The 23,534-nt window shown below is 65.2% G+C and carries 25 protein-coding genes; 9 read left to right on the forward strand and 16 right to left on the reverse strand.

Going from position 1 to position 23,534, the window contains the following annotated elements; translation table 11 throughout:
* Window positions 1-210 precede the first annotated feature (210 nt).
* Window positions 211-1,029: an IS5 family transposase gene (locus J8J14_RS22365; RefSeq protein ID WP_209381767.1), complete on the forward strand. Its 819-nt coding sequence runs from the start codon at window positions 211-213 to the stop codon at window positions 1,027-1,029.
* A gap of 441 nt (window positions 1,030-1,470) precedes the next feature.
* On the opposite strand, the gene J8J14_RS22370 is transcribed toward J8J14_RS22365, so the two are convergent.
* Together J8J14_RS22370 and J8J14_RS25810 are read right to left on the reverse strand one after the other, a co-directional pair.
* The gene (locus tag J8J14_RS22370; protein WP_209381768.1) at window positions 1,471-1,896 is read right to left on the reverse strand and encodes a hypothetical protein; all 426 of its coding nucleotides are present in this window, start codon (window positions 1,894-1,896) and stop codon (window positions 1,471-1,473) included.
* Between the two features lie 324 nt (window positions 1,897-2,220).
* Window positions 2,221-2,493: a helix-turn-helix domain-containing protein gene (locus tag J8J14_RS25810; RefSeq protein WP_209381769.1), complete on the reverse strand. Its 273-nt coding sequence runs from the start codon at window positions 2,491-2,493 to the stop codon at window positions 2,221-2,223.
* A 167-nt stretch (window positions 2,494-2,660) separates the two neighbouring features.
* Between J8J14_RS25810 and J8J14_RS22380 the strand changes: the two genes are divergently transcribed.
* Together J8J14_RS22380 and J8J14_RS22385 are read left to right on the forward strand one after the other, a co-directional pair.
* A complete protein-coding gene (locus J8J14_RS22380) occupies window positions 2,661-2,915 on the forward strand; it encodes a hypothetical protein (protein ID WP_209381770.1) in 255 nt (84 codons plus the stop codon).
* A 199-nt stretch (window positions 2,916-3,114) separates the two neighbouring features.
* On the forward strand, window positions 3,115-4,200 hold the full coding sequence (locus J8J14_RS22385; protein WP_209381771.1) for an MFS transporter: 1,086 nt from the start codon (window positions 3,115-3,117) through the stop codon (window positions 4,198-4,200).
* 54 nt (window positions 4,201-4,254) lie between these two features.
* Here J8J14_RS22385 and J8J14_RS22390 read toward each other — a convergent pair whose 3' ends face one another.
* The 7 genes from J8J14_RS22390 to J8J14_RS22420 form a co-directional block, all read right to left on the reverse strand.
* Window positions 4,255-5,421, reverse strand: a complete 1,167-nt coding sequence (locus J8J14_RS22390) for an MFS transporter (RefSeq protein ID WP_209381772.1) — start codon at window positions 5,419-5,421, stop codon at window positions 4,255-4,257.
* A 116-nt stretch (window positions 5,422-5,537) separates the two neighbouring features.
* Entirely contained in the window at window positions 5,538-6,308 is a 771-nt protein-coding gene (locus J8J14_RS22395) for an MBL fold metallo-hydrolase (protein ID WP_209381773.1), read from the reverse strand.
* 67 nt (window positions 6,309-6,375) lie between these two features.
* Window positions 6,376-6,954, reverse strand: a complete 579-nt coding sequence (locus J8J14_RS22400; RefSeq protein ID WP_209381774.1) for a TetR/AcrR family transcriptional regulator — start codon at window positions 6,952-6,954, stop codon at window positions 6,376-6,378.
* A 368-nt stretch (window positions 6,955-7,322) separates the two neighbouring features.
* On the reverse strand, window positions 7,323-8,291 hold the full coding sequence (locus J8J14_RS22405) for a Bug family tripartite tricarboxylate transporter substrate binding protein (protein WP_209381775.1): 969 nt from the start codon (window positions 8,289-8,291) through the stop codon (window positions 7,323-7,325).
* Window positions 8,292-8,323: 32 nt separating this feature from the next.
* Window positions 8,324-8,986 carry an HD domain-containing protein gene (locus J8J14_RS22410; protein WP_209381776.1) on the reverse strand — a complete coding sequence of 221 codons (663 nt, stop codon included), beginning with the start codon at window positions 8,984-8,986 and terminating at the stop codon, window positions 8,324-8,326.
* A 7-nt stretch (window positions 8,987-8,993) separates the two neighbouring features.
* Window positions 8,994-9,980, reverse strand: a complete 987-nt coding sequence (locus tag J8J14_RS22415; RefSeq protein ID WP_209381777.1) for a Bug family tripartite tricarboxylate transporter substrate binding protein — start codon at window positions 9,978-9,980, stop codon at window positions 8,994-8,996.
* A gap of 39 nt (window positions 9,981-10,019) precedes the next feature.
* The gene (locus J8J14_RS22420; RefSeq protein ID WP_209381778.1) at window positions 10,020-11,165 is read right to left on the reverse strand and encodes a mandelate racemase/muconate lactonizing enzyme family protein; all 1,146 of its coding nucleotides are present in this window, start codon (window positions 11,163-11,165) and stop codon (window positions 10,020-10,022) included.
* Between the two features lie 111 nt (window positions 11,166-11,276).
* Here J8J14_RS22420 and J8J14_RS22425 point away from each other — a divergent pair, with 111 nt between their 5' ends.
* The gene (locus tag J8J14_RS22425) at window positions 11,277-12,209 is read left to right on the forward strand and encodes a LysR family transcriptional regulator (RefSeq protein ID WP_209381779.1); all 933 of its coding nucleotides are present in this window, start codon (window positions 11,277-11,279) and stop codon (window positions 12,207-12,209) included.
* A gap of 515 nt (window positions 12,210-12,724) precedes the next feature.
* Here the strand turns inward: J8J14_RS22425 and J8J14_RS22430 are convergent.
* The 3 genes from J8J14_RS22430 to J8J14_RS22440 all read right to left on the reverse strand — a co-directional run bounded on the left by J8J14_RS22430 (window position 12,725) and on the right by J8J14_RS22440 (window position 14,254).
* On the reverse strand, window positions 12,725-13,417 hold the full coding sequence (locus tag J8J14_RS22430) for a Crp/Fnr family transcriptional regulator (RefSeq protein WP_209381780.1): 693 nt from the start codon (window positions 13,415-13,417) through the stop codon (window positions 12,725-12,727).
* A 214-nt stretch (window positions 13,418-13,631) separates the two neighbouring features.
* Window positions 13,632-14,087, reverse strand: coding sequence for a group III truncated hemoglobin (locus J8J14_RS22435; RefSeq protein ID WP_209381781.1), 456 nt, complete (start codon window positions 14,085-14,087; stop codon window positions 13,632-13,634).
* Window positions 14,087-14,254 (reverse strand): hypothetical protein, encoded by a 168-nt coding sequence (locus J8J14_RS22440; protein ID WP_209381782.1) that lies wholly within the window; start codon window positions 14,252-14,254, stop codon window positions 14,087-14,089. Before J8J14_RS22440 ends, J8J14_RS22435 begins: the two co-directional genes overlap by 1 nt.
* Before the next feature lie 111 nt (window positions 14,255-14,365).
* Here J8J14_RS22440 and J8J14_RS22445 point away from each other — a divergent pair, with 111 nt between their 5' ends.
* Together J8J14_RS22445 and J8J14_RS22450 are read left to right on the forward strand one after the other, a co-directional pair.
* Window positions 14,366-14,800: an Rrf2 family transcriptional regulator gene (locus J8J14_RS22445; protein ID WP_209381783.1), complete on the forward strand. Its 435-nt coding sequence runs from the start codon at window positions 14,366-14,368 to the stop codon at window positions 14,798-14,800.
* Window positions 14,801-15,003: 203 nt separating this feature from the next.
* Window positions 15,004-15,573 carry a pentapeptide repeat-containing protein gene (locus tag J8J14_RS22450; protein ID WP_209381784.1) on the forward strand — a complete coding sequence of 190 codons (570 nt, stop codon included), beginning with the start codon at window positions 15,004-15,006 and terminating at the stop codon, window positions 15,571-15,573.
* A 34-nt stretch (window positions 15,574-15,607) separates the two neighbouring features.
* Here the strand turns inward: J8J14_RS22450 and J8J14_RS22455 are convergent, their stop codons facing one another.
* A complete protein-coding gene (locus J8J14_RS22455; RefSeq protein WP_209381785.1) occupies window positions 15,608-16,786 on the reverse strand; it encodes an HPP family protein in 1,179 nt (392 codons plus the stop codon).
* Complete coding sequence (locus J8J14_RS22460; protein ID WP_209381786.1) at window positions 16,783-17,268, reverse strand: RrF2 family transcriptional regulator; 486 nt, start codon at window positions 17,266-17,268, stop codon at window positions 16,783-16,785. Before J8J14_RS22460 ends, J8J14_RS22455 begins: the two co-directional genes overlap by 4 nt.
* 77 nt (window positions 17,269-17,345) lie before the next feature.
* Here J8J14_RS22460 and hmpA point away from each other — a divergent pair, with 77 nt between their 5' ends.
* Both hmpA and J8J14_RS22470 read left to right on the forward strand, forming a co-directional pair.
* Window positions 17,346-18,560, forward strand: a complete 1,215-nt coding sequence (gene hmpA, locus J8J14_RS22465; protein ID WP_209381787.1) for an NO-inducible flavohemoprotein — start codon at window positions 17,346-17,348, stop codon at window positions 18,558-18,560.
* 119 nt (window positions 18,561-18,679) lie between these two features.
* Entirely contained in the window at window positions 18,680-20,089 is a 1,410-nt protein-coding gene (locus J8J14_RS22470; RefSeq protein ID WP_209381788.1) for a DUF305 domain-containing protein, read from the forward strand.
* Window positions 20,090-20,386: 297 nt separating this feature from the next.
* On the opposite strand, the gene J8J14_RS22475 is transcribed toward J8J14_RS22470, so the two are convergent.
* Entirely contained in the window at window positions 20,387-21,226 is an 840-nt protein-coding gene (locus tag J8J14_RS22475) for a LysR family transcriptional regulator (RefSeq protein ID WP_209381789.1), read from the reverse strand.
* Between the two features lie 222 nt (window positions 21,227-21,448).
* Between J8J14_RS22475 and J8J14_RS22480 the strand changes: the two genes are divergently transcribed.
* The gene (locus J8J14_RS22480; RefSeq protein ID WP_209381790.1) at window positions 21,449-22,117 is read left to right on the forward strand and encodes a CBS domain-containing protein; all 669 of its coding nucleotides are present in this window, start codon (window positions 21,449-21,451) and stop codon (window positions 22,115-22,117) included.
* A gap of 835 nt (window positions 22,118-22,952) precedes the next feature.
* Here the strand turns inward: J8J14_RS22480 and J8J14_RS22485 are convergent.
* Entirely contained in the window at window positions 22,953-23,117 is a 165-nt protein-coding gene (locus J8J14_RS22485; protein ID WP_209381791.1) for a hypothetical protein, read from the reverse strand.
* Window positions 23,118-23,534 lie beyond the last annotated feature (417 nt).

Here is a 23,534-nt window from a genome sequence, read left to right on the forward strand (position 1 = left end):
TCTGGCGAGAGCAGGGTTTGCTCACGTCGCGGCGCAGCACCCACAGCGCAAAACCCCGCCCAGCCCTGCAACGCGCCCTGGCTTACGCCATCTGCCACGCCGCGTGATGGCCAAAGTCGAGCTAAGAGCCCGCTTCATAACGGCTGAGGCGAGGTGAGCGGCGGGGGTTTTGCGCGTTCGGAGGGTGTCTGGCGTCCTTCGAGGTGGCCCATGTGGACCCCTGCCGCCCGCGCGCAGCTTGCGCGACGGGCCCAGCCCTACGCAACCTGCCTGACCGATGCTGAATGGGCGTTGGTCGCGCCCTTTCTGCCATCTCCCGCAGGGACCGGGAGGCCCTGGTCCTGGCCGATGCGGCGGGTGGTCGACGCCATCCTCTACGTGCTCCGGACGGGTTGTGCCTGGGCACATCTGCCCCGTGACTTCCCGCCGCCCGGGACCGTGCACCGCTGGTTCCTGCGCCTCTCGCGCTCGGGCACCTTCGAGCGCCTGGCACACGCCCTTGCCATGGCCGACCGCGTGCGTGTCGGGCGGGAGGCGTCACCGACAGCGGCGGTGCTGGATGCCCAATCTGCCCGCTCGGGCGGGGTCGGTGTGAAGGGCGTCCGCGGCTACGATGCCGGGAAGAATGTGACCGGGCGCAAGCGCCACGCCCTGGTGGACACCGGCGGCCGCCTCCTGATCGCCGCCGTCTCGCCCGCTTCCCTGCACGACAGCCACGGCGGTGCGGCCCTCCTGACCATGTCGCGTCGCCCCTGGCCGTTCCTGGCCCGATGCTTCGCCGATCGCGCCTACGCTGGTCCGCGCGTCGCCCAGGCATCGTCCGTTGCCGTCACCCTCGTCGGCAGATCGCCCGGCCAGAAGGGCTTCGCCGTCCAGCCCAGGCGCTGGGTGGTGGAGAGGTCCTTCGCATGGTTCGGCCGATGCCGACGCCTCGCACGCGACCACGAGGCCACCGTCAGCTCTGCCGTCGCATTCTTCACCCTCGCCGCCGCCATGATCCTCGTCAGGCGTTTGGCACAGCCGTTATGAAGCGGGCTCTAATAGCTGTCACGCGTCGGTAACGAGGACGTGCACGACGCGGGCCGCATCATTGCCACGCTGATGGGCGACGTGGTGGAGCAGCGGCGCAAGTTCATCGTGGAGAACGTGCTGGAGGTCGGTGTGGTATTGAGGAGGGGGGTGTGTGTCTCTGGTCCGTCTCACAGATCTTGCGAAACGGTAATCAGTAACTGCTAAACTTTCTCACGCGCGAAAGCCATCGTAGATGAAGTCGTGCGATAGAAACATTAGTCCGTAACAATGACTTGAGTCGGATGTCTGTCCGAAGGCAGGTCGCACGTACCCTAAGCTCGGCTCATATGAGGCGCTGCTGCAGGCGGTGTTGTGACCCCGCCTCGGACAGACAGTTGGTCTAGCTGGGCAGCCTTCGAAGCTCACGCCCTCGTGAACGTCAGCGGCCTGGGCTACCACTCACACAAAGACGTCGAACTGACGCGAAGCGAGAAGCCGCTGGACAGTGCCGCGGTCGCTTTCGCGGAGAGCTGTGATCGGCGCCTTGCCTCCCAGGGAATCGTCCGGGGCCAGTAGAAAGTCGAGGATCGACCAGGCCGAGGCGTCAGCCATGCTGGCAATGATCTCGGGGATGCCGCCGAGGACCGCTCCGTCGCGGAACTGAGCCGCCGGGTATTCCCAGGTGCTTTCTGTCAAAACAGCCAGGAGGGAGCCTTCCGCTCGCTGCTTGTCCACCTCGGCCCGGGTAATCCCGAGAAGGGCTCCCACGCTCTCGGCTGAGAGAAGGCCTCCAGCAGCCTCTACGAGGCGGGCCTTAGCTTCAACCCCCCGGGCGATGGTCCTAGCCAGCGGCTCGAGCCTCTCGGGCTTCCCTTCACTCGTCACGGCCACCTCCTTGCGGCCTCCGGGGAGGCAAACATAGGACACCCTACGACCGTTCCAGGGCGTTCGAACAAGCTTCAGTCGAAGTCGACGCACTCAGCGGCAAGGCGGCGATCCCTTCATGGCACTGTGGCGGCCTCAGCGCTCACGGCCAGTGATGATTTCGACGCGCGTCTGGTTGTTCGGCATAGGCGTATGCGCAGGCGCAAACCTCGGCCCCATACTTACGCCCAGTGTCTGGTCGAGATAGGGGCCACTCCATCGATGCGGCTCTGAGGCCAGCCGCTGACTAGGCGGGTCAGCGGTCCGGTGAAGTAGCGCTGCGGGTCACCGCTTCGGTGGGTTCAGGTCAGAGGGGGGGGCTGGAATTTTTTGAAGATCGGTTAGGAAATGTTCTCTATCGATATTGAGTGCAGAAGCGATATCCAAAAAGTCTTCAACAGTTAGACGTCTCTCGCCGTTCTCTAATCTTGAGACAAAGTCCTGAGTGCGCCCAATTAGGCTTGCGACTTCTGCTTGAGTTAGCCCTGCTTTGAGGCGGTACTCCAGCAGTAGTTCTCTTATGCGAACGGCGCGTGGGCTTCGCCGCAGATACGGCATGGGGGGCTCCGCGAAAAATCGTGGGCCTCCTCGCTAATAGGCTTGCAGCAATATGCGGAAACGCCATAATATGGCGAAACGGCATGGGATGTGGTGGCCGGTTTGAGTTGCGCGAGCGGCTCCACCGTTCATTGCGGAAGGACCGACTATGGCCAGTGGAAGCTAGGATGCCCCTCAAGCTTAGCCCCGAGGAGACGGCGATCGTCCTGGATGGTCTGCTGCGCCGAGAGCGAAGCCAAGGCGTCCACCTCGACATTATTGAAGCGAGGATCTCGGAACTTGAGCGGCGGATGAGCGAGCACAACGATAAGTACTTGGAATGGTACTACTGGGCGCTGGAGAACATCTTCGGACTTCGGGAGGCGAAACCACAAGAGGGCGCAGCAGCCGAGTCCATGCCGCCCCAAGCTGAAAAAGCTTGATAAAGATCATTAGCGGCGCCGCTCCAGAAGCGGGTCCTCCTCATCGACGTCGATGGGTGCACCCATGCAATCGCCCCGACCTCGGTCGGCGCGATCTGCGAGGAGGACGGTCAGTCCATTCTCCTGCTGCCAGGCGGCAAGGTCGTGATCATCGAGGCGGACGTGATCCGCACCGCCAAAATCCTGTCAGGAGAGGGCGATGGGCAAGCCCCGCAACTCTGCCATGGCAGTCTATGCGGCGATGTCGGCGGTGGGCATCACTGCCGGGGTTCTGCTCGGCGGGGTTCTGACCGGGATGCTGAGCTGGCGGTGGGTCTTCCTCATCAACGTCCCGATCGGCCTGGCGGTACTCGCCGGTACCACGGCCCTGGCCGAGGGGCAGCGCAATACCGGGCGGCTGGATACCCCTGGCGCAATCACTGGCACCGGCGCCTTGGTCGCGTTCGCCTACGGCATCACCCGAGGCGGAGAGCACGGCTGGGGTGACCTCGTAACCGTGAGCGCCCTCGTGCTCGCAGTCGTCTTGGGAGTGCTGTTCCTGTGGCGCCAGACCCGCGGGCAGAACCCAATCCTACCGCTTGAGCTGCTCCACGACCGAAACCGGTCGGGATCCTACATGACCGTCCTGTTCATCGGCGGCGGGCTGATGGCTACGTACTACCTGTTGACCCTCTACATGCAGCAGGTTCTGCAGTTCAGCCCCGTGATGGCCGGTCTCGCCTCGCTGCCTGTCAGTGCCGGCATCGTCCTCGCGGCAGGTATCAGTTCCAAGCTGGTCGAACGCCTCCCACCGCGCGCCGTGGCTGCTCCGGGTCTGCTTGTGGCAGCCATGGGGATGTACTGGCTCTCCACGCTAACATTGGGATCCTCATATGCCGGGCACGTCCTGCCCGCGCTCTTCGCTACCTACTTTGGGCTGGGCATGGGCTTCATGCCGATGACGCTCACCGCGGTCCACGGCGTAGCCGAGGAGGAGGCCGGTGTCGCCGCAGCGTTGCTCAACACGGCGCAACAGATCGGCGCGGCTCTCGGGCTGGCCGTGCTGGCGACCATTTCCACATCTGCGGCCAACGGTCGGCTGCCAGAAGCGGCCAGGATCCTCCAGGAAGGTCTCGCGGGGAACAATGTGGACGCCATGGCGACGGCCAGCGCGGCGCTGAGCCACGGCTACACCTCGGGCTTCCTTGCCGGGGCCGGGATGCTACTGATCGCGGCCCTTGTCGTGACGACGGCCGTGACCACCCGGCGAACGGAAGGATCGGCAGTGCCCGGCGTTGGGGCTTGATCCGCAGAGCCGAGTGGGTGGACGCCCGGTAGAGCATCTACCCATTGGACGCGATCAGCCTGGGACGCGGCGGCGCGCGACAGCGTGGAACAGGGCGTATAGGAGAAGCATGCTCGCCACCAGCATTGCCGTCAGGTGCAGTGGCGCGGCGGGTCTGCCCGTCAGATCCTGCACCCAACCGGCTGCTGGTGGCAGCATCGTGTTGCCGAGATAGAGACAGGTGTAGAACAGCCCCATGCCGACGGAACGGCTCTCCGGGCGGAGAACCTGGGAGGGCATCGCCAGGATCACGCCCACTGGCAGTCCCAGCACTAGACCGGCCCCGATGAGTGCCGCGGATGAAAGGCCCACCCCCGAGGCAAGCAAGGCCAGGCATGCGCCCCAGCCAAGAGCTCCGGCTGCCATCAGCAGCGTGTGCTTTCCCCAGCGCTGTGCAAGCACACCTCCCGCCTGAACGGATGCCGCCGAGAGCCAGATGGTGGCGCCAACCAGCAATGCGATCTGCGCGGCAGAGTGACCTTCATAGGTCAGGAACGTCGGGGCGAAACCCATCATCACCGCGACCGAACCGTTGAAGATCCCCCAGATGGCGCCCGCCAGGCACATAAGCAGGACGTCACTGGCCGAGATCCTCCCGGCGGCCTCGGTCCCGGCACTGTCGTTATGATGCTTCGTGTAGGCCAGGTGGACGAGCAGCAGCGCAGCGAGCGAGGCGGCAGCGGTGGCAGCGAGGGCCGCGCTCCAGCCGGCCAGAATGGCCAAGGGACTCAGCGCGAGCATGGCGAGCCCCATCCCGATGGGGAGCGAGTTCACGAACACCGCCATCGCCAGCACGATCTCGCGTCGTCCGGCGAACCAGTCCGTGATCATCTTCGACATGAGCACGTTCAGCACGATGGCGCCCACGCCGGATAGCAGGCGCCCCACCAAGAGGGACGCGAAGTCCCATGCGGCAGCGGTCATGAGCCCGCCGAGGGCCATCAGAAAGAGGCCGCAGATCACAACGCGCTTGTCACCGAAGCGTCGGCCGAGTGCCGCTCCCGGAAAGGCCAGCACGATGCCGGGCAGATAATACAGGCCGAGCAGCGTGCCGAGATCCGCGTAGGAGAGGGCAAGTTCCGCGACGAGATCGGGTGAAACCGACGCAATAGACTGGACCTGAAACCCCAGGCTGATACGGGCCATCGTCAACACCGCGAGTGCCTGCCAGTGAGTCTGCATGGGCTTACTCCAAGGGGCTTGGTCCTCACGCGACACAAGCACCAACATGCCATCAGCACGCGGCAGGGCAGTGTTCCTGCCCTGCCTCATTGTAGGATCTGCCGCAGCAGCCCCGCTCAGAAGGTGTAGGCTTGGTCGTCCTCGGGCACGAGCAGACGGTCGCCCATCCCGCTTTCCGCCGCGAAAGAACGCAGTTCGGTGCGGGAGAGGACAGAATGGTTTACAGCCTCCATGTGGCTCGCAATCAGGATTGCCTGAGGAGCTGCTTGGTGGACCTTCTTGACGTCCTCAGTGCCCATGATGATGGAGCCCAGCCCCTGAACCTGCGCATCGCCCGCGTTCAGTACCACGATTTCCGGCTCATAGGAGGCGAGGTTCGACGCCACGTAACCGTTCCAGATCGTGTCGCCGGCGAGATAGAGGGTCCTCTCGTCCGGGTGCGTGAAGACAACCCCGCAGACTTCTCCGAGAACCTCCTTCGCGGCCGCTAGAGCCTCGTCGGTGCCATGCTGTCCGCGGGTCTTGATGAGCGAGACACCACGGAACGTCGTTTCTTCGGTCAGGATGCGGACGTCGCTGAAGCCCTGCGAGCGGATCAGATCCGCGTCCCGTTCGTGCTGGGCGAAGAGCGGCAGGTGCTTCGGCGCCAGTTGGACCGCAGCCTCGTCCCAATGGTCCGGGTGAGTGTGGGTCACGATCACCGCATCCACCCCAAGAATCTCCTCCATCGGGGTCTGCAGTTCGAGGCGCGGGTTACGGATGTGGCTGTTCACCGTGCCATCAAAGCCTGGATAGGCATCCTTCTTTGCCAAGTAGGGATCTACCAGGAACTTCACGCCACCAAAGTCGAGGCGAAGGGTGGCATTGCGAACTTGCTTGATCCTCATGGTGCTTTTCTCCTTATTGGACCGATTGGTCCATAAATGCCGCAAGTAGCTGCAGTTCGGCTGCGGATCACTCCAGAAGGGACATGAGTTGGGCCAGGGAGCTCTCCAGCCAGGCTGGATCCGTTCCGGCCCTCACCATGACCTGCAACCCGGGGAAGGCGAGCACGAGAAGGCGGGCGAGATCCCGTGGTGCACGATGAGATGCCACTGACTTCTCTGCCTGTCCCTTCTCGATGGCTCGGGTGAGAGCATCCTCGATGCGCCGGAAGTCCTCCTCCACGCGGCATCGTACATCCAGGTTGTGCGGCGCGAGCTCGACAGCCTGATTGATGCTCATGCAGCCGCTGCCGTGTGCGGGGTCACGAGCATCAGAAACGATCATGCGAAAGAACACCTCGATGGCCTGGCGAGCTGGCCCTTGCTCGAGTACGCGTTGCATGTCCCGCGCACGCTCCTCCCGGTAGGCGTCGAACGCCGCCAGAAACAGCTCCTGCTTCCCACCGAAGGTACCGTACAGGCTGCTTTTGCTCAGACCGGTTGCCGCAAGAAGGTCGTTCAACGAGGTGGCCTCGTAGCCCTTCTTCCAGAACACGCCCATCGCCTTACGCAGCACCTCGGCGGTGCTGAACTCCTGAGGCCGCGCCATGGCCTGCCTTGCTCCCAGCCCGCCCTAATAGGGAATGCCCCCTGCACAATCATCGCAATAGCGGTTACGGACCGATCAGTCCACAATAATCAGACCATGGAAGAGCAAAGCTGTTGTGAGATGGGTGTGCGTGCCGCTGTCCGCCAACCACTTCCGCAAGCCCCCTTCCTGGCGCCAAAGCGGCCATTCCGCTTTCGGCCAGTTCCAGACACGGCCCCTGAGCGGCCTTTCCGCTCGCCGTCACGTCATGAACAACTTTAGGAAACCCGCCCCGATAGCTACGACATAGACCGAAGCCAGCGCTTCCTTCCGAATTGCAGGATTGGCAGTCACTCTCCGACGCTAGTGCCGCTCCTGACGGGCGTGGTTCAATCGGCCTGAATACCGGCCTCGTGAACCAGCGTACCCCATCTCCTCACCTCGGCCTGCAGCATGGCTTCAGCCGCCAGGGCATCTTGCGGTCCACGCTCGAGGCCTACGTCGCGGAGGCGGGCTTGAATTGCCTCCGTCCCGAGGACGGCCGCAACCTCCTTCCGCAACCGGTCGAGAACCGCTGGCGGCGTGCCCAAGCGCGTCGAGAGGGCATGCCAGACAGTGAACTGGAAGCCTGGGACGCCCGCCTCCGCGACGGTTGGCAGGTTCGGGCTGCCGGGCGAGCGCCGCTCCCCGGTAGTGGCCAAAGCGCGCAGCCGGCCAGATTGGATCTGCCCCAACACTTCTGACGGCCCGGCGAACATGAAATCCAGAGTGCCCGCAACAAGATCAGTCACCGCCGGGCCGCCGCCGCGGTAAGGCACATGCTGCGCGCTGATCCCTGTCATCTTCGAGAGCAGGACAACTGTGACGTGGGAAGGGGAGCCAACTCCAGGAGAGCCGTAGCTCAGTGTGCCCGGCCTGGCGCGGGCGAGGTCGAGCAGCCCTCTCAAGTCCCGGACCGGGCTGGCCTGCGGCACCACCAGCACGGAGGAGGAGGTGGCGGGAATCGCAATCGTTGCAAAGTCGCGCAATGTGTCATAGCCGGGACTGCGCATAATGGCCGGCGTGATTGCATGGGTTCCGATATGGCCGGCCACCAGGGTGTAGCCGTCGGCGGGGGCCTGGGCCGCGGCCGCCATCCCGATGGCGCCATTGGCACCACCGCGATTCTCCACCACGACGGGCTGGCCTAGCCGCGTCTGAAGTTCCGTCCCGATCAGCCGAGCAATGAAGTCGGAACTGCCGCCCGGCGCGAAAGGCACGACGACGCGGACGGGCCGGTCGGGCCAGTCGGCACGGGCCGGGGCGGCGGCAAGGAGAGCGGGGAGAAACAGGGCAGTGCGGCGATGGACCGATCTCATGTCGGCTTCCTTTCTGAGACGTCCCAATATGTTCAGTCGCGGAGCGGGCGGCGCACGATCTTCCGGGCCTCGAGGATGGGGTCGCCCGAGGGCTGCAGCAGCCCGCAGCCGCCGGCGATTGACCACCAGAGGTGGTCCGCCCGCTGCACGATGAGGCATTCCAGGCTGCGGATCAGGTGCTCCCCCTCGAAGGAATGGGCGAGGGCGATGTGCGCCAGCTCCTCCGGCAGGCCCGCCGCGATGCAGAGATGCGCGCCATAGACGGGATGGCGCAGGGAGGGCAGGCCCGTGGCCGAGGGTTCGCCTGTCCAGCGCGCGCGATTGGCCGCGTCGAACTCCCAGGGCTTGCCGACGTCGTGCGTCAGCCCGCCGGCGATAACCAGGTCGCGGCTGATCCGCACGGAGGGGTCCATGGCCGCAAATTCGTCGGCGATGGAGAGGGCGATGCGGGTTACGCCCCGCAGGTGTGTGGCCTGATCGCCGCGCTGCAAGGCAAACTGGCCGGGGTTGGACTCCCCGGGGATGTCGGAGACACGCGCGAAGCTGCTCTCAGCCAGGGCGAGGCACCAGACCTCCACGCATTTGCGCCGCAGCTCTTCATGCCTGATCTCCACCAGCTCGGGGAGATCCTCCAGCACCGTGGCGCGCAAAGCATCGGTGATCTCGCGCCGCGGGCGGCGGTCCATGAAGTTCATGGCGCGCCTACTCCAGAACGATGTTGAGTTGGCGGGTCACACCGCCCCACTTTGCGATCTCGGAATCAATGAAGCCGGCGTAGTCGGCGGATGAGCCCTGGCCGGGGATGTAGCCGCTGGCGGCAAAGCGTTCCCGGATCTGCGGATCCTGCAACACCCGGGCTGTGGCATCGTGCAGGCGCGTCACGATGTCCGGCGGCGTGCCCGCGGGAAGAGAAAGGCCGAGCCATCCGACTGCGGAGAAGCCGGGAAAGCCGCTTTCGGCGACCGTGGGGGCCTCCGGGTAGAGCGGGCTCCGCGCCTCGCTCGTGACGGCGAGCACACGCAGGCGGCCAGCGCGTACATGTGGCAGGGGAATGTCCACGTTGATCATCACGACCGGCACCTGCCCCGCGATCACGTCGGTGATGGCAGGTGCGGCACCGCGGTAGGGGACGTGGAGCATCTCGATCCCCGCTGAGCGCATCAGCATTGCCATGGCGAGGTGTCCGGAGGAGCCGCTGCCGGGGCTGGCGAAGGTGATGTCGCCCGGCTTTTCCTTCGCCATGCGGATCAGATCCTGGAGAGTCCGTGCCGGGAAGTTCTCAGCGACGACCAGGGCGTTCGGCAGGGAGGCGAGCTGGGCGACATGTACGAAGGCAGTGCGGGAATCATAAGGTATGTTGCGGTACAGCCCGTGGTTCATCGCGTTCTGGCCATTGCCAGAGATCAGGACCGTGTAGCCATCCGGCGCTGCCCGGGCGACCTGAGCCGCGCCGATGTTGCCGTTCGCGCCGGGGCGGTTTTCTACGACGAAAGGCTGTCCCAGCGCCTGGGAGAGCGGCTGGGCTACCAACCGCGTCACCACGTCGTTGCTGCCACCCGGCGGAAATGGCACGACCAGGGTTGCGGGGCGATCGGGCCAGGTCGCCGCACGGCCGTTGCGGGGCAACGTCAGGGCAGGGCCGGCAAGGGCAAGTGCACCAAGAGCCACACGACGGGTCAGCTTCTGCATGTCATTTCCTCCTTCCGGGAAAGATGTTCTGGGGACCGTTCAGGCCGCGAGCCGCCAGGTCTCGCTGATCCAGGGAGCAAGACGCTCGCCCTGCAGATCCAGCCCTATGCCCGGCGCGTCAGGCACGGCAATCGTACCATCAGCACTCACGGGAAGCGCTCCAGCCACGTCAAGTAGAGGGTTGGCCGACGCGTCATACTCGATCCAGGGATACTCGCCCGGCGCACCGCGCCGTGGCGTGACGAGGGCTGCCGCCTGGAGAGCGGCACGCATGTTCACCACCGTGCCGAAAACGTGCGGCATGACCGGCAGATCATAGGCGGCAGCCAGTGCCGCGATGCGGAGGAAGCCCGTGAATCCGCCACAGACTGTCAGATCGGGCTGCAGCACGGACATTGCACCCGCGGCGAGAAAGTCGCGGAAGGCGGCGAGGCTGCCGAGCGCCTCCCCTCCCGCAATGGGAGTGGGCACAGCAGCGGACACCATGGAGTAACCCGGCACGTCCTCCGGCTGGACCGGTTCCTCGATCCAGAGAAGGTTCGCCTCCTCCATGTGGCGCGCCGAGTCTATGGCCGCGCGCGCCGTGTAGCCCTGGTTGATGTCGACCATGACCGAAACATCCGGCCCGACCTGCCCGCGCACCGCCATGGCCATGATGCCATCCGCCCGCGGCGACACCCCTGCCCGTGGCTTCAGGGCGCGGAAGTTGCGGCGAAGGATGCCATCGATTTCGGCCTGGTAGTGGCCATAAGGCTCGGCCGCATCGGTCGTGATGAAGGGAGCACTGGCATAGGCCGGAAGCCGCGTCCGGAGAGCGCCGCCGAGGGCCTCTGCCACGCTGATGCCCCGGTCCTGCGCAGCGAGGTCGTGCAGCGCCATGTCCACAGCCGAGATCGCCATCATCCCTGGCCCGCGCCGGTCGTAGCCGAGAGTGCCGAGCATCCGGTCGTAAAGACGGCCGTGGTGGTGCGGCGAGGCGCCGAGGATGATTGGGGCAAGGCGCGTGCGTACCAGGGCCGCAGCGGCAGCTGGCGAGGCGAAGACCTCTCCCCAGCCACGTGCGCCGGTGTCGGTCACCAGCTCAAGCAGAAGGAAGTCACGCCGGCGGATCATGCGCGTCGCGTTGCCAATGGCCGGCGAGGGCACGAAGCCCAGCAGGTAGCCACGAATCTCCACGACCTTCACGCAACACTCCTCCGCCCCAGGACAGGCCCTCAGCGGCCCGTTGGCAGAGTTTGCCGCCTTAGATCTGATGTGCGCAAATACCGATATGGGCAAGGTTCATGTTTGATGGTTATGACCTTTGATCTGCGGGAGATGGAGGTTTTCCGCCGCGTGATGGAGCTCGGCAGCGTCACCGCGGCTGCGGCGGCGCTGAACATCTCCCAGCCGGCTGTCACGCGGATGCTGCAGAAGGCGGAGGCGCGGCTCGGTTTCGCCTTGTTCGTGCGGGAGCGCCGGCGCCTCCGCCCGACGGCGGAGGCGCAGATCATGTTTCCCGGAACATTGGGTGCCTTCGCCGCGATCGAGCTGGTTCAGCGCCTGTCGAACGAACTAAGGGAGGGGCGCGCGGGTATCCTGGCCATTGCGGCCATTCCCTCGCTGGCGAGCTCGATTCTTCCAGCGGCCATCCGCCGCTTCCGGGAGAGAAGACCGGAGAGCGCGATCACCCTCCAGACCTTCAGCGCCCACGAGATCATTCAGCGCATCGCATCGCATCGGGACGAGCTGGGCTTCATCATTGGCCCGGTGGGTAACGAGGCGCTGCTCGTGCAGGATCTGCAGAGCACAGCCCTGGCCTGCGTCATGCCGCCCGATCATCCACTGGCTGGTCGGCGCAGCGTCGGGCCCGAGGCCCTGGCCGAGTATCCCCTCATCTGCCCGAGCCGCAATCTGGTCCTGAGCGAGCAGCTCGCCCGCGCCTTCGCGGAGAGGAACGTCCCCTTCCGCATCGCCGTTGAGGTGACACACACCCATGCGGCGTGTGCCCTGGCCCGGGCCGGGGTGGGCGTCGCGCTGATGGACGGTTTCGGGCTAATGGGCGCCCGGGCGACCGACCTGGTCAGCCGGCCTTTCCGACCCACGCTCCTCAGCACCGCGCGCCTGCTGACCGCGCGACTACGCCCGGCATCGAGGCTGGCGCAGGACTTCATCGACACGCTGGAGCCCGACGCCAGAAGCAGCGCCCGCCCTGAACGGAGCAGCCGAACCCGCGCTAGCCGATCCTGACCTTGCTCGCCTCATCATCCGCTCCGTCGAGAGCTTCCCAGACGATCAGAGGATCCCGGATCTGCAGATCCGAAGCGAGTGCCGGGGAACCGGCAGCCTGCCTCAGCACCTTCCTGCTTTTGAACACCATTGGATAATAGGAGCACAACATCTCTGCTCTATGTTGAGATGGGCTCAGAAATGGACTGGTGGCCTCTGGCCAAATCTTGCCGAGGGTGCTTCGCGCCCACAACGGTCATCAGGATGTCATTGTCAGGTTCCTGGAAGCGGACATTGCTGGCACGGCGGCGCTGAGCGTGGACCGCCGCGGTGAGTGACGCGATGACAGCCATGGCCCTCGCGCAAGTGCTTTGCTTGCCGGTGACCTGACGACCAGGCGCTGCTGAGGTTGGCTACCCCCCCGGCCACGAGCGGAAGGTGGCGGTGTGGGCCCGCCGGCCCGTCCTGCCGGCATGCTCGCCACGATGCCGCGCCGGTCTCCATCACGCGGGATGGCACAGACGCGAGGCGACCGATCAGTGCACCGCCTGCGCCGACCCAAGCGACGCGTGCCCGGACGTCTCCCCGCCCTTCGCCTCCTTTGGTCTCTGCTGCAGGTAGGTCGGGTCGAAGTCGCCGGCGGCCTGCAGCCCCTGCCAGTCCAGGATCGTGAGGGCGGTGAGGTTGCCCCGCACCAGCCCGTCCCCCCGTAGGCCCTGGAGCACGCGGTTGACGTGCACCGTGGACAACCCGAGCGCGTCCCCGATGTCGGTCTGGGTTGCCGGGAAGCTGAACCCCGCCTCGGTCGCGAGCCCCACACCCCGGAGCCGGAGGGAGATCTCGCAGAGGAGATGCGTGACCCGCTCGCGCGCGTCCCGCTGTCCGAGGCCGGTCATCCACTCGCGGAAGATCGCGGCGTCGACGAGTGTGTCGCGCCAGAAGGCTTCCGCGATGCCAGGGTGCTCGCGGGTGATCTGGCGCACGGCCGCGTGCTCTATGAAGGCAGCCGTGGTCCGCATGAGGGTGCAGACCGAGTGGTCCATCACTGGCAGGTGCAGGCCCTGGAGATCGGGCATGTCGCCCGGCGTATGGAAGGAGAGGATCTGCCGCCGGCCGTCCTTCAGCAGCTTGGAGCGGTGGACGAAGCCGGTGAGGACGAGGCAGCACTCGTGCGATTGATCGCCGTCCCGGACGATGTCGGCGCGCGCGTTGTAGGACCGCACCCTCATGGGCAGGGAGAGCAGGGCCCGCTGCTCCTCCTCGCTCAGCTCGGCGATGCTGGCGAGCTTCTGGACTTCTTATCCGACAACGCCCTCATCCGGCTTGCGTCAGCATATGGTCAAGTTGGCCGGCCAAGTTGACCATGTCGTTCCCGCACCCAGGCGGGAACTTTAGGGTCGGCTCGGCGGCACGGAGCCCTTCAGGCTTCCGCAAAGGAGCGTCTCATGTTCCGGTTACGCCTGCCGCGGGCGGAGGGGCTGCATCCCGCCGCCGCGGAAGCGCCCCCATCGGCAGCCGTTCGAGACCCATACGCAGGCTCGCCGCGATGCGCATCGCACGCTCGCGAAAGGCGCCGGCCACGTCCGGAGTGAACAGTTCGACGCAGGCTTCATTGAACAGGAGCAGCCAGCGGTCGAACATTGCCGGTTCCAGGTCGGGCAGGCGAAGGTGGGCCGAGAAAGGGTCACCGTGGTAGCGGCCGCTGCGGAGCATCACCGACGACCAGAAGTCCGCCAGCCGCACCAGATGTGCCGCCCAATCAGCTTCATTAGTACCGACAGCGCGGGCGAACACGGGGCCGAGTTGCGGATCCCTTCGCACCTGGCCGTAGAAGCGGTCGAGGAGGCGGCGGATCCCGTCCTCAGTGATTGCACCATCGAGCAGACGCGTCGAGCTCATCACATTAGGCACGAGTACACCACGAGCGTGGCGATGAGGTTCCAGACCAGCATGTTGATGAGCGTCCGGATCATGACCCGGCTCTCCTCCTCATCCACCTGCAGCAGGTCGCTGACCGCATTTCCAGGGAGCAGGAATACCCAAAGTGCCGCGTTGCCGACCAGCATCTGTCCCTCGCGCCTCCTAAACATCTATCCTATATGCATCTATATGGTCGGGCAGACATAAGCAATACTGTAGATGTATGTTTATGTTTGCACCCTGGATCGAGAGCTGCCATGCGTCTGACCGTCTACACCGACTACTCCCTTCGCATGTTGATGTACCTCGCGGTGAAGGACGACGGCCTCGCCACGATCAGCGATGTCGCGGCCGCCTACGGCATCTCCAAGGCGCACCTGACGAAGGTGGCCCACCAACTCGGCGTGGCAGGTTACGTCGGCACCGTGCGTGGCAAGGGGGGCGGGTTGCGCCTGGCGCGCCCCGCGGAAGCAATCGGCCTGGGCGAGGTCGTGCGGCGCACCGAGCCTGACATGGCGCTGGTGCCCTGCTTCGCGCCTGTCCACGGATCCTGCCCTATCGTGCCGGCTTGCGGTCTGCGCGGTGCGCTCCATGAGGCCCGGGGAGCGTTCCTCGCGGTACTCGACCGTTACAGCGTGGCTGATCTGGTGGAACGGCGGGTGGAACTGGCGGCGCTGCTGCATGCTGCGTAGACGCAGCTCGGTGGCCGGGCGGCAATCACAGCTAAGGAGGAGGGCTACCTGCACGGCCGGCGCCCGGCGCCCCGGCCGGTCCGGATCTCACCGCAGCCATAGAGCCTAACCCGAGGTGAGATCGGCGCAGAACACATCCAAAAGCCCGTTGAACATGTCAGAACCGTCCAGGGGTGGCGCGTCCTGAAGGGTCAGTGCCGAGGATGAGGAAGGAACTCTCTGCAGGAGAGCACTTGCGGTTGGCTGCCCACGGCCTCACCTTCCGTACCGTGAACCCGGTCCTTCTAACTCTTCTCGGCATTAGTGGGCTGATCCTTTTCTCCGCTGGTCCAGCGCGAGCGAGCTGCGCCGATCCCCCTGGCCCCGGCGTTGACTGGCGGCGCTGCCTGTTCGCAACGAGAGACCTTTCGGGCGCCAATCTCACAGGCGCTATACTTCGTGACGCTACCCTGCGGCATGCAAAGCTTGCACGCGCCACGCTGACGGGCATCGACGCTCCGAGTGTGCGCTTCACCTTCGGCGATTTGTCAGGCGCTGACCTTACCGGGGCCCTGCTCCGGAATGCCGATCTAACGCGCGCCGTTCTGCGCGGTGCCACGCTGCGCAACGTGGATCTGCGTGATGCACAGCTGTTCGGTGCGGATCTTCGTGAGGCTGACCTAACAGGGGCAAACCTGACCGGCGCCGATCTACTGAACACGATGCTGGACGGTGCACGCTGGACCGACGGAACGCGCGTCTGCGCTGCAGGCTCGATCGGATCCTGCCTGTGAGATCCTTTCGTTTATCCTCACCTCCACCATGACGTCACGCCGCACGGCTCTGTCGCGCGGCCCCCATGTTCACGAGGTTGCCTCGATAGAGTGCCGCAATCAGGTCGGACTGCGCGATAATGCCGGAGAGCCGCCCCTGGCCGTCCACGACCGGCACATGTCGCAGTCCCGCATCGGCCATCAGCGGCACGAGTTCTGCCACATGCACATCCTCGTGCACCGTTTCGTTGGTGCGTGGCATGATCTGCCCCACCAACTCCGGCCGCTCTGAGTAAAGCACCCTCAGGCCGCGGACGAACTGCCGGAACCGGGCCTCCAGGCCATTGTTGAGGTCCAGCGCCGGGTTTCGCATGAAGTCCAGATCTGAGACCAGCCCGATCACCTGTCGCGTGTCGTCAACCACTGGCAGCGCGCGGATGTCGTGCCGCCGCAGTAGCGTCCAGGCCTCACCCAGGGGCGTGCCGGGCTGCACAGCCACCACGTCGCGCGACATGATGTCCGCGCAGGTGATCTCCCCGAAGCGCCGCCGGTAGGCCTCCATCTCCGCTTGCTGGACCAGGGTGCCCAGCTCGTCGCGGCTCACATCGAGAACGCCGTCGTAGCGCTGCAGCACGGCATCCAGATCCTCATCCCGCACACCGATCCGCCTCGTCGGCTCCCGATCCTCTGTTTGGTGCGGGTTTGCACGGGACGAATGCTGGCGGTGTGGATAGGGGCGCCGCGTAGCGTTGTTGTAGGCCATGGCAGCGAGCATCAGCACGAAGGAGTCGAGCAGCACCGGGGAGAGGACGAAGTGATACCCTGTCCCCGTCACTCCTGCCCCGCCGAGCACGGAGGTGAGCGCAATGGCACCGCCCGGCGGGTGCAGACAGCGAAGCGCGAACATCGCGCCGATGGAGAGCGCCCCGGCAAGCGGTGCTGCCAGCAGCGGGTCCGGGATGAGCTGCGCGCAACTCACCCCAATGAGGGCGGAAACCGTGTTGCCGCCGATGATGGACCAGGGCTGGGCCAGCGGACTGGACGGGGCTGTAAAGAGCAGCACCGCCGAGGCACCTAGCGGTGCGATCAGCATCGGCGTCCCACCAGCCAGCGCGGTGCAGACCAAACCTGTCAGCAGGAGGCCCAGAAGTGCGCCGAGGGAGCCACGCAGCCGCTCCGCCGCGCTCGCCCCCATCGGGGCCGGCAGGAAGGCCTTCAGCCAGTCATGGATCATCTTGCGGCTGCTTCACCCCCGGCCACCACTCCCAGCGTCGCGAGGCCGAGCCGCCCCGCCATGGCGTCGCGGTTGGGCGCCGAGATCAGATCGGCCAGGCTTCGCTGGTCTAACACGGCCAGGAATGCGCCCAGGGCCTCCCCGAGCAGCGATTGCAGCCGGCACACATTGATCAGAGCACAGCCGCCACCCTCGGCGGCAGGCTGGAAGCAGGCCGCCAGAGCCATGTCCTCCTCTGTGAAGCGCACGACGTCGCCGATGCGGATTTCCTCGGGAGGTCGGGCCAGGCGCAGCCCACCACCTTTGCCCCGGGTGGTCTCGATGAACCCTCCGCGGCCGAGCTGGTGCACCACCTTCACCAGATGGTTCTCCGAAACGCGGTGAGCCAGCGCGATCTCCCGGATGGAGACGCGGCGGTCCTGCCTCAGCCCGAGATAGATCAGGGTCCGTAGGGCGTAGTCCGTGTAGAGCGTCAGGCGCATGTCGAAGATGTAGCATCTTTACACCTTATTGCCACTGGTCCATAAGGTTCATGTTCAATGTACCTTATGAGGCGAAGATGCCCCGCCCGCTCAGCCCGCAGACGATCTCCCTCGTGAAGGCCACGGTTCCGGCCCTGGAGGCTCATGGCCTGGCTATTACGCGCCGCATGTACCAGCGGATGTTCGAGAACGAGGCCATCCGGGATCTGTTCAACCAGTCCCACCACGGGGAGACGGGCTCCCAGCCCAAGGCGCTGGCCACAGCCGTGCTCGCCTATGCGCAGAACATCGACAACCTCGCCGTTCTCGGCCCGGCGGTGGAGCGCATTGCCCAGAAGCATGTTGGGCTGAATATCCTGCCTGAGCACTACCCCTTCGTGGCCGACGCCCTGCTCGGCGCCATCGGGGATGTTCTCGCCGAGGCGGCGACGCCGGAGATCCTGGCTGCCTGGGGCGAAGCCTACTGGTTTCTCGCGGATGTGCTGATAGGTCGGGAGAAGCAGATCTATGACGAGCACGCCTCTGCACCCGGTGGCTGGACCGGCTGGCGCGACTTCACCGTGGTCGAGAAGGTGAGGGAGAGCGACATCATCACCTCCTTCACCCTAGCCCCTGCTGATCGGGGCAGGGTGCTGCGCCACAGGCCTGGCCAGTACCTCACCTTCTGGCTGGAGATCCCGGGCCGCCCGCCCTTGAAGCGCAACTACAGCATCTCCTCCGCACCCGACGACACGGGATACCGCATCACCGTGAAGCGCGAGCCGCAGGGTATCGCCTCCAACTGGCTGCATGATGCCCTGCAGCCTGGTGCGCAGCTCAAGGTTGCCACCCCTGCAGGCGAGTTCTTCCTCCCCGGGGTGCCCGAGCGCCCTGTGGTGCTGCTCAGCGGCGGCGTCGGGCAGACCCCGCTGATCAGCATGATGCACGCCGCCGCCAGGATGCCGGGCACTCCGCCGCTGCACTTCGTCCATGGCACCCTCTCGGGCGCCACCCATGCTCTCGGTGCCGAGGCTCGCGCCCTTGCCGCCCGGTCCGGCGGCCGCATTGTCACCACAACCTTCTACGAGTGCCCCCGCCCGGAGGACCGGCAGGGCGTGGACTATGACGAGTCCGGTCGCATCACCCTGGACTGGCTACACGCCAACACGCCCGTGGCGGAGGCGGAGTACTATCTTTGTGGCCCCCGCGAGTTCCTGCGGAGCTTCGTAAGCGGGCTCCTGGCGCTCGGCGTTCCGCCAGCGCGGATCCGCTACGAGTTCTTCGGGCCGGCAGACGAACTGATGGCCGCTTGATGTGAGGGGGCTCAGCCGTGCTCATCGGCTCGAGTGTGGTCTCCTTGCAGCGTGGAACTGCAACCAACAATGTGCACCGCATCTTAGGAAACGGTGTACCTGCCGGCCGAGGGAAAGCCATGCAGCACCTTCTTGTTGCCCTTCTCCTTTCGCTCACGCCCAGCGCGGCGATGGCGCATGTGAAATGGTTCGAGGCCTATGAGGTCGCGGCACCGACTGTCCCAATCACGACGACACTGTCCTTGCCCTACTTCTGGATCGGTCTGGGGCTGGTGTTCGTGTTCTTCGTGGTTGCTACTCTACTGGAGCGCCGAGCGCCCGGAGTGGCGACGATGCGTGGCCTCGACGTGATCTCGTCGTCACTCCGGCGGCACGCCGACAACTTTATGATTGCCGTCCTGTTTGCCTTTTTCGTCGCGCTGTTTGCGGTGGGCGGCACCTATCTCACCCCTGAGTTGAAGACCGAGGCCGGTTGGGTGCCGTGGGCGCAGTTGGTCATCGCACTCCTGCTGCCGGCGCGGCGCACACGTCCGGTCGCGGCGATTGCCATCGTTCTCCTCTGGGCCGTCACCCTGCTCGACTATGACCTGTTTCATCTGCTCGATTATCTGGCTCTCGGGCTTGGCCTGGCAGGTTATCTGCTTCTCTCCGGCCTGCCAGACGGTCCCTGGCACGCTCGCCGCTTTGCCGTGCTTCGTTGGGGGATTGCGCTCGCCCTGATGTGGTCGAGCATGGAAAAGTTCATGTACCCGCAGTGGTTCCTCCCACTGCTCGAGGAGCGGCCGTATCTTGCCTTCGGCATTCCTTTCGGCCCCTACACCACCATGGCTGGTGTGGCTGAGTTCACGCTCGGCTTCGGCCTGCTCTGGACACCGTTGGTGCGCCGCCTCTCAGCACTTGCGCTCTTCGCGCTGATGTTCGCGGCCGTGTACCCCTTCGGTAGGGTGGACATGATCGGGCATGCCACGATCCTGGCCTCCCTGCTGGTCGCGATCGCGGATCCTGGCCGAGAGGACGCGCTGGAGGTTGCGCCTCGGAACCGGTGGTCTGCCCCCCTGGTGCCCGTCGGCCTCGCCGTCGCGCTGGCCGTCACCATGGGCTCCTATGCTGGGTTCCACGACGTCATCTACAACCGCGGCGGTGCCTCGCTTGCTCTCCTCAGGGCGAGTACGGAACGAGCAGCACAGGGCGGTGCAGCGCCAGGCGGCTTCTGGCGCGGCAATGAGCACTATCATGGGCATGCCCATTCGAGTGCGGCGCCTCAGGCGAGTGCCAGCGCGGCCATGCAGGACGCGATGGAGGAGATGCACGCCGCCATGGGGCGTGTCCGGGTGACGGGCAATCTCGACCAGGACTTTCTTGCCATGATGCTGCCCCATCACGAGGGTGCGGTCGTAATGGCAAGGCAGTATCTGGAGAGTGGTCACGATCCCCAGATCCGCCGTTTGGCCGAGCAGATTGTTGCAAGCCAGCAGATAGAGATCGAGCTTATGCGGGAGTGGGGCAGGGCCGGCACCGCGGCGCGGTGACGCTGCCTCGAAGACCGAAGCCGGCCATACGCGAAGGGGAGTCCCAGGCCGGCTGCGGGCTCTTACCCGAACCAACCCGGCCGGGTCACGCACCTCTTAAGATAGCGACGCTCCAAGAAGGCAGACGGATGCTGCTGCGGCGGGAAGTAATCGGTACGGACACGATTGCACGAAAGCCTCGCTCCGGCGGGGCTGGCCACTAATCGGGACGAGAGCGCGACCGCCTCGTTGCCGCTTTGGCAGGTTCAGCCCCTCTCGGGCAGGCACTGAGGATCTCACGCCGGCACCCTGGTTGGGCTACGTCCGCACGATGGAGCGAAGCCCGTTCAGAGCTGTCTGGATTAGCTCCACTTCTCCTCCCTCCGCATAAACAGCGTGAGCTGGGTAGGCGATGTCAGGTGCGCCTCGGACCAGCTCGAGCTTCCCGCTCTCCAGGTGCGGCTTCACGGCACCCAGCCGAAAGTATCCGGTTCCGCCAACCTGCAGGATGTAGGCAAGGCCAAGCGGGCCAAGACTGACGAACAACCCCGGATCCCGCCGCATTGGGTCGCGCTGGCTTTGGAGAGCCGCAAAGGTGGGCCCCCAGTCCACCTGCACGTAGTCACCCTCCGTTCCTGCTGTTCTGGACGGGGTGGACACCATCACAAGACGCTCCTCGGCAACCAGCTCAACCCTCAATCCGGGCCGGTAACGCGGCTCATAGACGACAGCGATATCGAGGATGCCCTGAGCAACCTGGTCCATCAGGTCCTCCGGGAGGCCGATAATGGCCCGAAGCGCCACGTCAGCGGCCGTTTTTCTCATCCAGACCAGCCAGGGGAGTAGGAGACTATCCCAAACGCTAAGCTCGCCTCCGATGGCGAGCACCGTTCTCCTGCCTTCCGGCACGGCGACCTGATGGCGGGCGCGCTCCCAGAGCTGCACCAGCGCAGGGGCATGGCGGAGGAACTGCTCGCCAGCGGGAGTGAGAGAGGCACCCGCCTTACTCCGGACGAAGAGCGGCCTCCGGAGCTGTTCCTCCAGGCAGCGAACCCGGGCGCTCACGGCGGTCTGGCTGACGTGCAGACGCTCCGCCGCACGCACGAAGCTGCCCGTCTCGACGATGGCCAGGAATGTCCGGGCGAGTTGGATGTCCATCGGAGCCTGCTATCCAGCAAAAAGTCTGCAGTTAACCATCCAAGAATTTCACTTGTTCGCGCTGATGGCGATCCCCAGCATCAATTAAGCATCCGTGCTCTCGTGTCGCACAGGGCTGGCTTTCGCCGAACGAGGCCCAGGGCTTTGTGCCCGCAAGCACGAGCACGGAACTGCGCCAACGCATGGGAGGTTCTCGTGACCAGACCTTGTGCCAAAGATCTCATGTCCACGGAGGTGGTGTGCGTCTCGCCTGAGATGCTGGCCGCGGATCTCGCCCAGCTGTTCGTCGACCGAGGAGTCTCGACAGTGGCGGTCCTGGACAGCGAAGGAAAGCTGCAGGGGATTGTCACCGAGGCAGACCTTATCCGTCGCCTGGCCGATGAGGATGAACGTCCCCGGAAAGGCTGGCTGGCGTTCCTTTGGGACAGCCCGCACGCGGGTGCCGAGCGCTACGCCAGAAGCCATGCCGCAAAGGCTGGCGAGTTGATGACGAGGGAAGTGGTGGCCGTCGGGCCGGCCGATAGCGCCGCCCATATCGCCCGCCTCATGGAAGAGCATGGCATCCGCCGCATTCCGGTCACCGAAGGAGGCAGGCTACTCGGCCTCATCAATCGCGCGGATCTAGTACGTGCCCTGGTCTCTGTGTTGGGAGAAAGATCGACACCACGCTCCGACGAGGAGATCCGACAGGCTGTTCTGGAGGAGGTCAACCGGGAAGAATGGGCCAAGCAGCTCCGCGTTGACGTCCAGGTCAGGCAGGGCGTCGTCATGTATTTCGGCGTGAACCATTCAGAGGCAACGAGCCGGGCCTTGCGCGTGCTCGCCGAAAACATCCCCGGAGTTAGAGACGTGGTCGACAACACGGTCGAGGTGCCCGTGATGCTCTCCTGACGTCGAGCTTCCGCTTGATGCGGCGCATGCCAACCGCGAGCGGTGCAATGGCCGGCACGGTGACCGAGCCGGGCAGCCCGTGAGCAGCCTGGCCCTCTGCAGGACCGGAATCCAGGAGCAAGAGATGCACAGAATGCCGCAACATCGTCCGCCCAGAGGTCCATCGCACGGGGAAATTCTGGATGAACTTATCTCCTGTAGCTCCCCCCCTTGCTTCCTGCGGGAGTTGGACCCCGCCTACTTCGGCTATCTGTCCGCCCCGGAAACACTGGAGCTTCTCTCTGACCTTCTCGCGGCGGAGTTGGTAGGGACGCGTGTGGAAAGGGCATGGGTGCGCGCTATGCTGCTCCGGCATGCGACCCGGGTCGGCGGGGTGCACCCTCCCGGGCAAAGGTCGTCGGCTCGCGACCCCGATCAAGACCTGGAGCCCGACGCTTCTCTTCCGCCGTTGAGGGACGAACAGCTCGCTTCCCGCCTCCGGGACGCACTAGCTCGCCTGGAGAATACCGAACTCCGTGAAGATCTGAGACAGGTCCTGTTTATGCTGCGCCGGCCCCGGTGCGACGGTATGCCCAGCAGGGGCAGCTAGAGCACGGAGAGCTGGAACGATGTGCGCGCCTGGCACAAGGCCCAGCGTAGGCAGTGCGGCGCCGGCCCTGACAACGCTAAGCGATCGTCGTGGATGACAGCGCCCAGGCTGTGGTCGCGGAAGCGGGCCGCACCCAGGGGCGAGCGCGGCCCTGACCGTTAAGTCTGAGGGGCGAGGACGGCTGCCGACGAACGTAATCCGCGTTCCGGGGAGCCTCAAGCCCGCGCCCGGCTGGCGAAACATGTCTCAGGGCTTGGGTATCGGAACGAGGGCATCATTCACATAGGCGCTGACGATACCCAGGTCGCGCACGCGCTCCGGCGAGAGCATCACCTGATCTGGTCCGTCCACAGTCTCGTATTCCACGAGAACGCGGATGCCGCTGGTCGAGAGCCCCTCGTCCACTGGCACAAGCGATTTAAGCCGGGCCCTACCGGGCGGCATCGGTGCGCGTGTCAGATGCATGTCGCGCCGTAGCCTCCTGTGCCGCCTCCGTCGTTGAGCTCTCGGTTCGCCCTACCAGCGGGGCGCCACTCGCCATCTGCGTGGCTCTTGGCGACACGACGGCGCATGTGCATCGTCAGTTCTGAGTATGCACTGACCTCCCATCCGGCCGGCCTGCTCGGTATCGATCAACGGTCGGAGTGGGCAGCAAAGCGTTATTCAGACGGTCAATGCCGATATGTCGTGGAGCAAACTTTCCAAGTGTTGCCGCCGGAGTGAATCTGACCCGGTCGCCGGTTGGAATCTGACCCAGGTCTAGGGTGCCCCGTCGTGGTGATGGGGGGCCGGATGGTCGGAGAGGAACTGGCGTTGGAGATCCGGGTG

It is taken from the genome of Pararoseomonas baculiformis (assembly GCF_017813395.1).
Classification (GTDB): domain Bacteria; phylum Pseudomonadota; class Alphaproteobacteria; order Acetobacterales; family Acetobacteraceae; genus Roseomonas; species Roseomonas baculiformis.

Coding starts and splice junctions, on each gene's coding strand:
- J8J14_RS22365 (WP_209381767.1), top strand. CDS start 211: ATGTGGACCCCTGCCGCCCGCGCGCAGCTTGCGCGACGGGCCCAGCCC.
- J8J14_RS25810 (WP_209381769.1), bottom strand. CDS start 2,493: ATGCCGTATCTGCGGCGAAGCCCACGCGCCGTTCGCATAAGAGAACTA.
- J8J14_RS22380 (WP_209381770.1), top strand. CDS start 2,661: ATGCCCCTCAAGCTTAGCCCCGAGGAGACGGCGATCGTCCTGGATGGT.
- J8J14_RS22385 (WP_209381771.1), top strand. CDS start 3,115: ATGGGCAAGCCCCGCAACTCTGCCATGGCAGTCTATGCGGCGATGTCG.
- J8J14_RS22390 (WP_209381772.1), bottom strand. CDS start 5,421: ATGCAGACTCACTGGCAGGCACTCGCGGTGTTGACGATGGCCCGTATC.
- J8J14_RS22395 (WP_209381773.1), bottom strand. CDS start 6,308: ATGAGGATCAAGCAAGTTCGCAATGCCACCCTTCGCCTCGACTTTGGT.
- J8J14_RS22400 (WP_209381774.1), bottom strand. CDS start 6,954: ATGGCGCGGCCTCAGGAGTTCAGCACCGCCGAGGTGCTGCGTAAGGCG.
- J8J14_RS22405 (WP_209381775.1), bottom strand. CDS start 8,291: ATGAGATCGGTCCATCGCCGCACTGCCCTGTTTCTCCCCGCTCTCCTT.
- J8J14_RS22410 (WP_209381776.1), bottom strand. CDS start 8,986: ATGAACTTCATGGACCGCCGCCCGCGGCGCGAGATCACCGATGCTTTG.
- J8J14_RS22415 (WP_209381777.1), bottom strand. CDS start 9,980: ATGCAGAAGCTGACCCGTCGTGTGGCTCTTGGTGCACTTGCCCTTGCC.
- J8J14_RS22425 (WP_209381779.1), top strand. CDS start 11,277: ATGACCTTTGATCTGCGGGAGATGGAGGTTTTCCGCCGCGTGATGGAG.
- J8J14_RS22430 (WP_209381780.1), bottom strand. CDS start 13,417: ATGAGGGTGCGGTCCTACAACGCGCGCGCCGACATCGTCCGGGACGGC.
- J8J14_RS22435 (WP_209381781.1), bottom strand. CDS start 14,087: ATGAGCTCGACGCGTCTGCTCGATGGTGCAATCACTGAGGACGGGATC.
- J8J14_RS22440 (WP_209381782.1), bottom strand. CDS start 14,254: ATGCTGGTCGGCAACGCGGCACTTTGGGTATTCCTGCTCCCTGGAAAT.
- J8J14_RS22445 (WP_209381783.1), top strand. CDS start 14,366: ATGCGTCTGACCGTCTACACCGACTACTCCCTTCGCATGTTGATGTAC.
- J8J14_RS22450 (WP_209381784.1), top strand. CDS start 15,004: ATGAGGAAGGAACTCTCTGCAGGAGAGCACTTGCGGTTGGCTGCCCAC.
- J8J14_RS22455 (WP_209381785.1), bottom strand. CDS start 16,786: ATGATCCATGACTGGCTGAAGGCCTTCCTGCCGGCCCCGATGGGGGCG.
- J8J14_RS22460 (WP_209381786.1), bottom strand. CDS start 17,268: ATGCGCCTGACGCTCTACACGGACTACGCCCTACGGACCCTGATCTAT.
- hmpA (WP_209381787.1), top strand. CDS start 17,346: ATGCCCCGCCCGCTCAGCCCGCAGACGATCTCCCTCGTGAAGGCCACG.
- J8J14_RS22470 (WP_209381788.1), top strand. CDS start 18,680: ATGCAGCACCTTCTTGTTGCCCTTCTCCTTTCGCTCACGCCCAGCGCG.
- J8J14_RS22475 (WP_209381789.1), bottom strand. CDS start 21,226: ATGGACATCCAACTCGCCCGGACATTCCTGGCCATCGTCGAGACGGGC.
- J8J14_RS22480 (WP_209381790.1), top strand. CDS start 21,449: ATGTCCACGGAGGTGGTGTGCGTCTCGCCTGAGATGCTGGCCGCGGAT.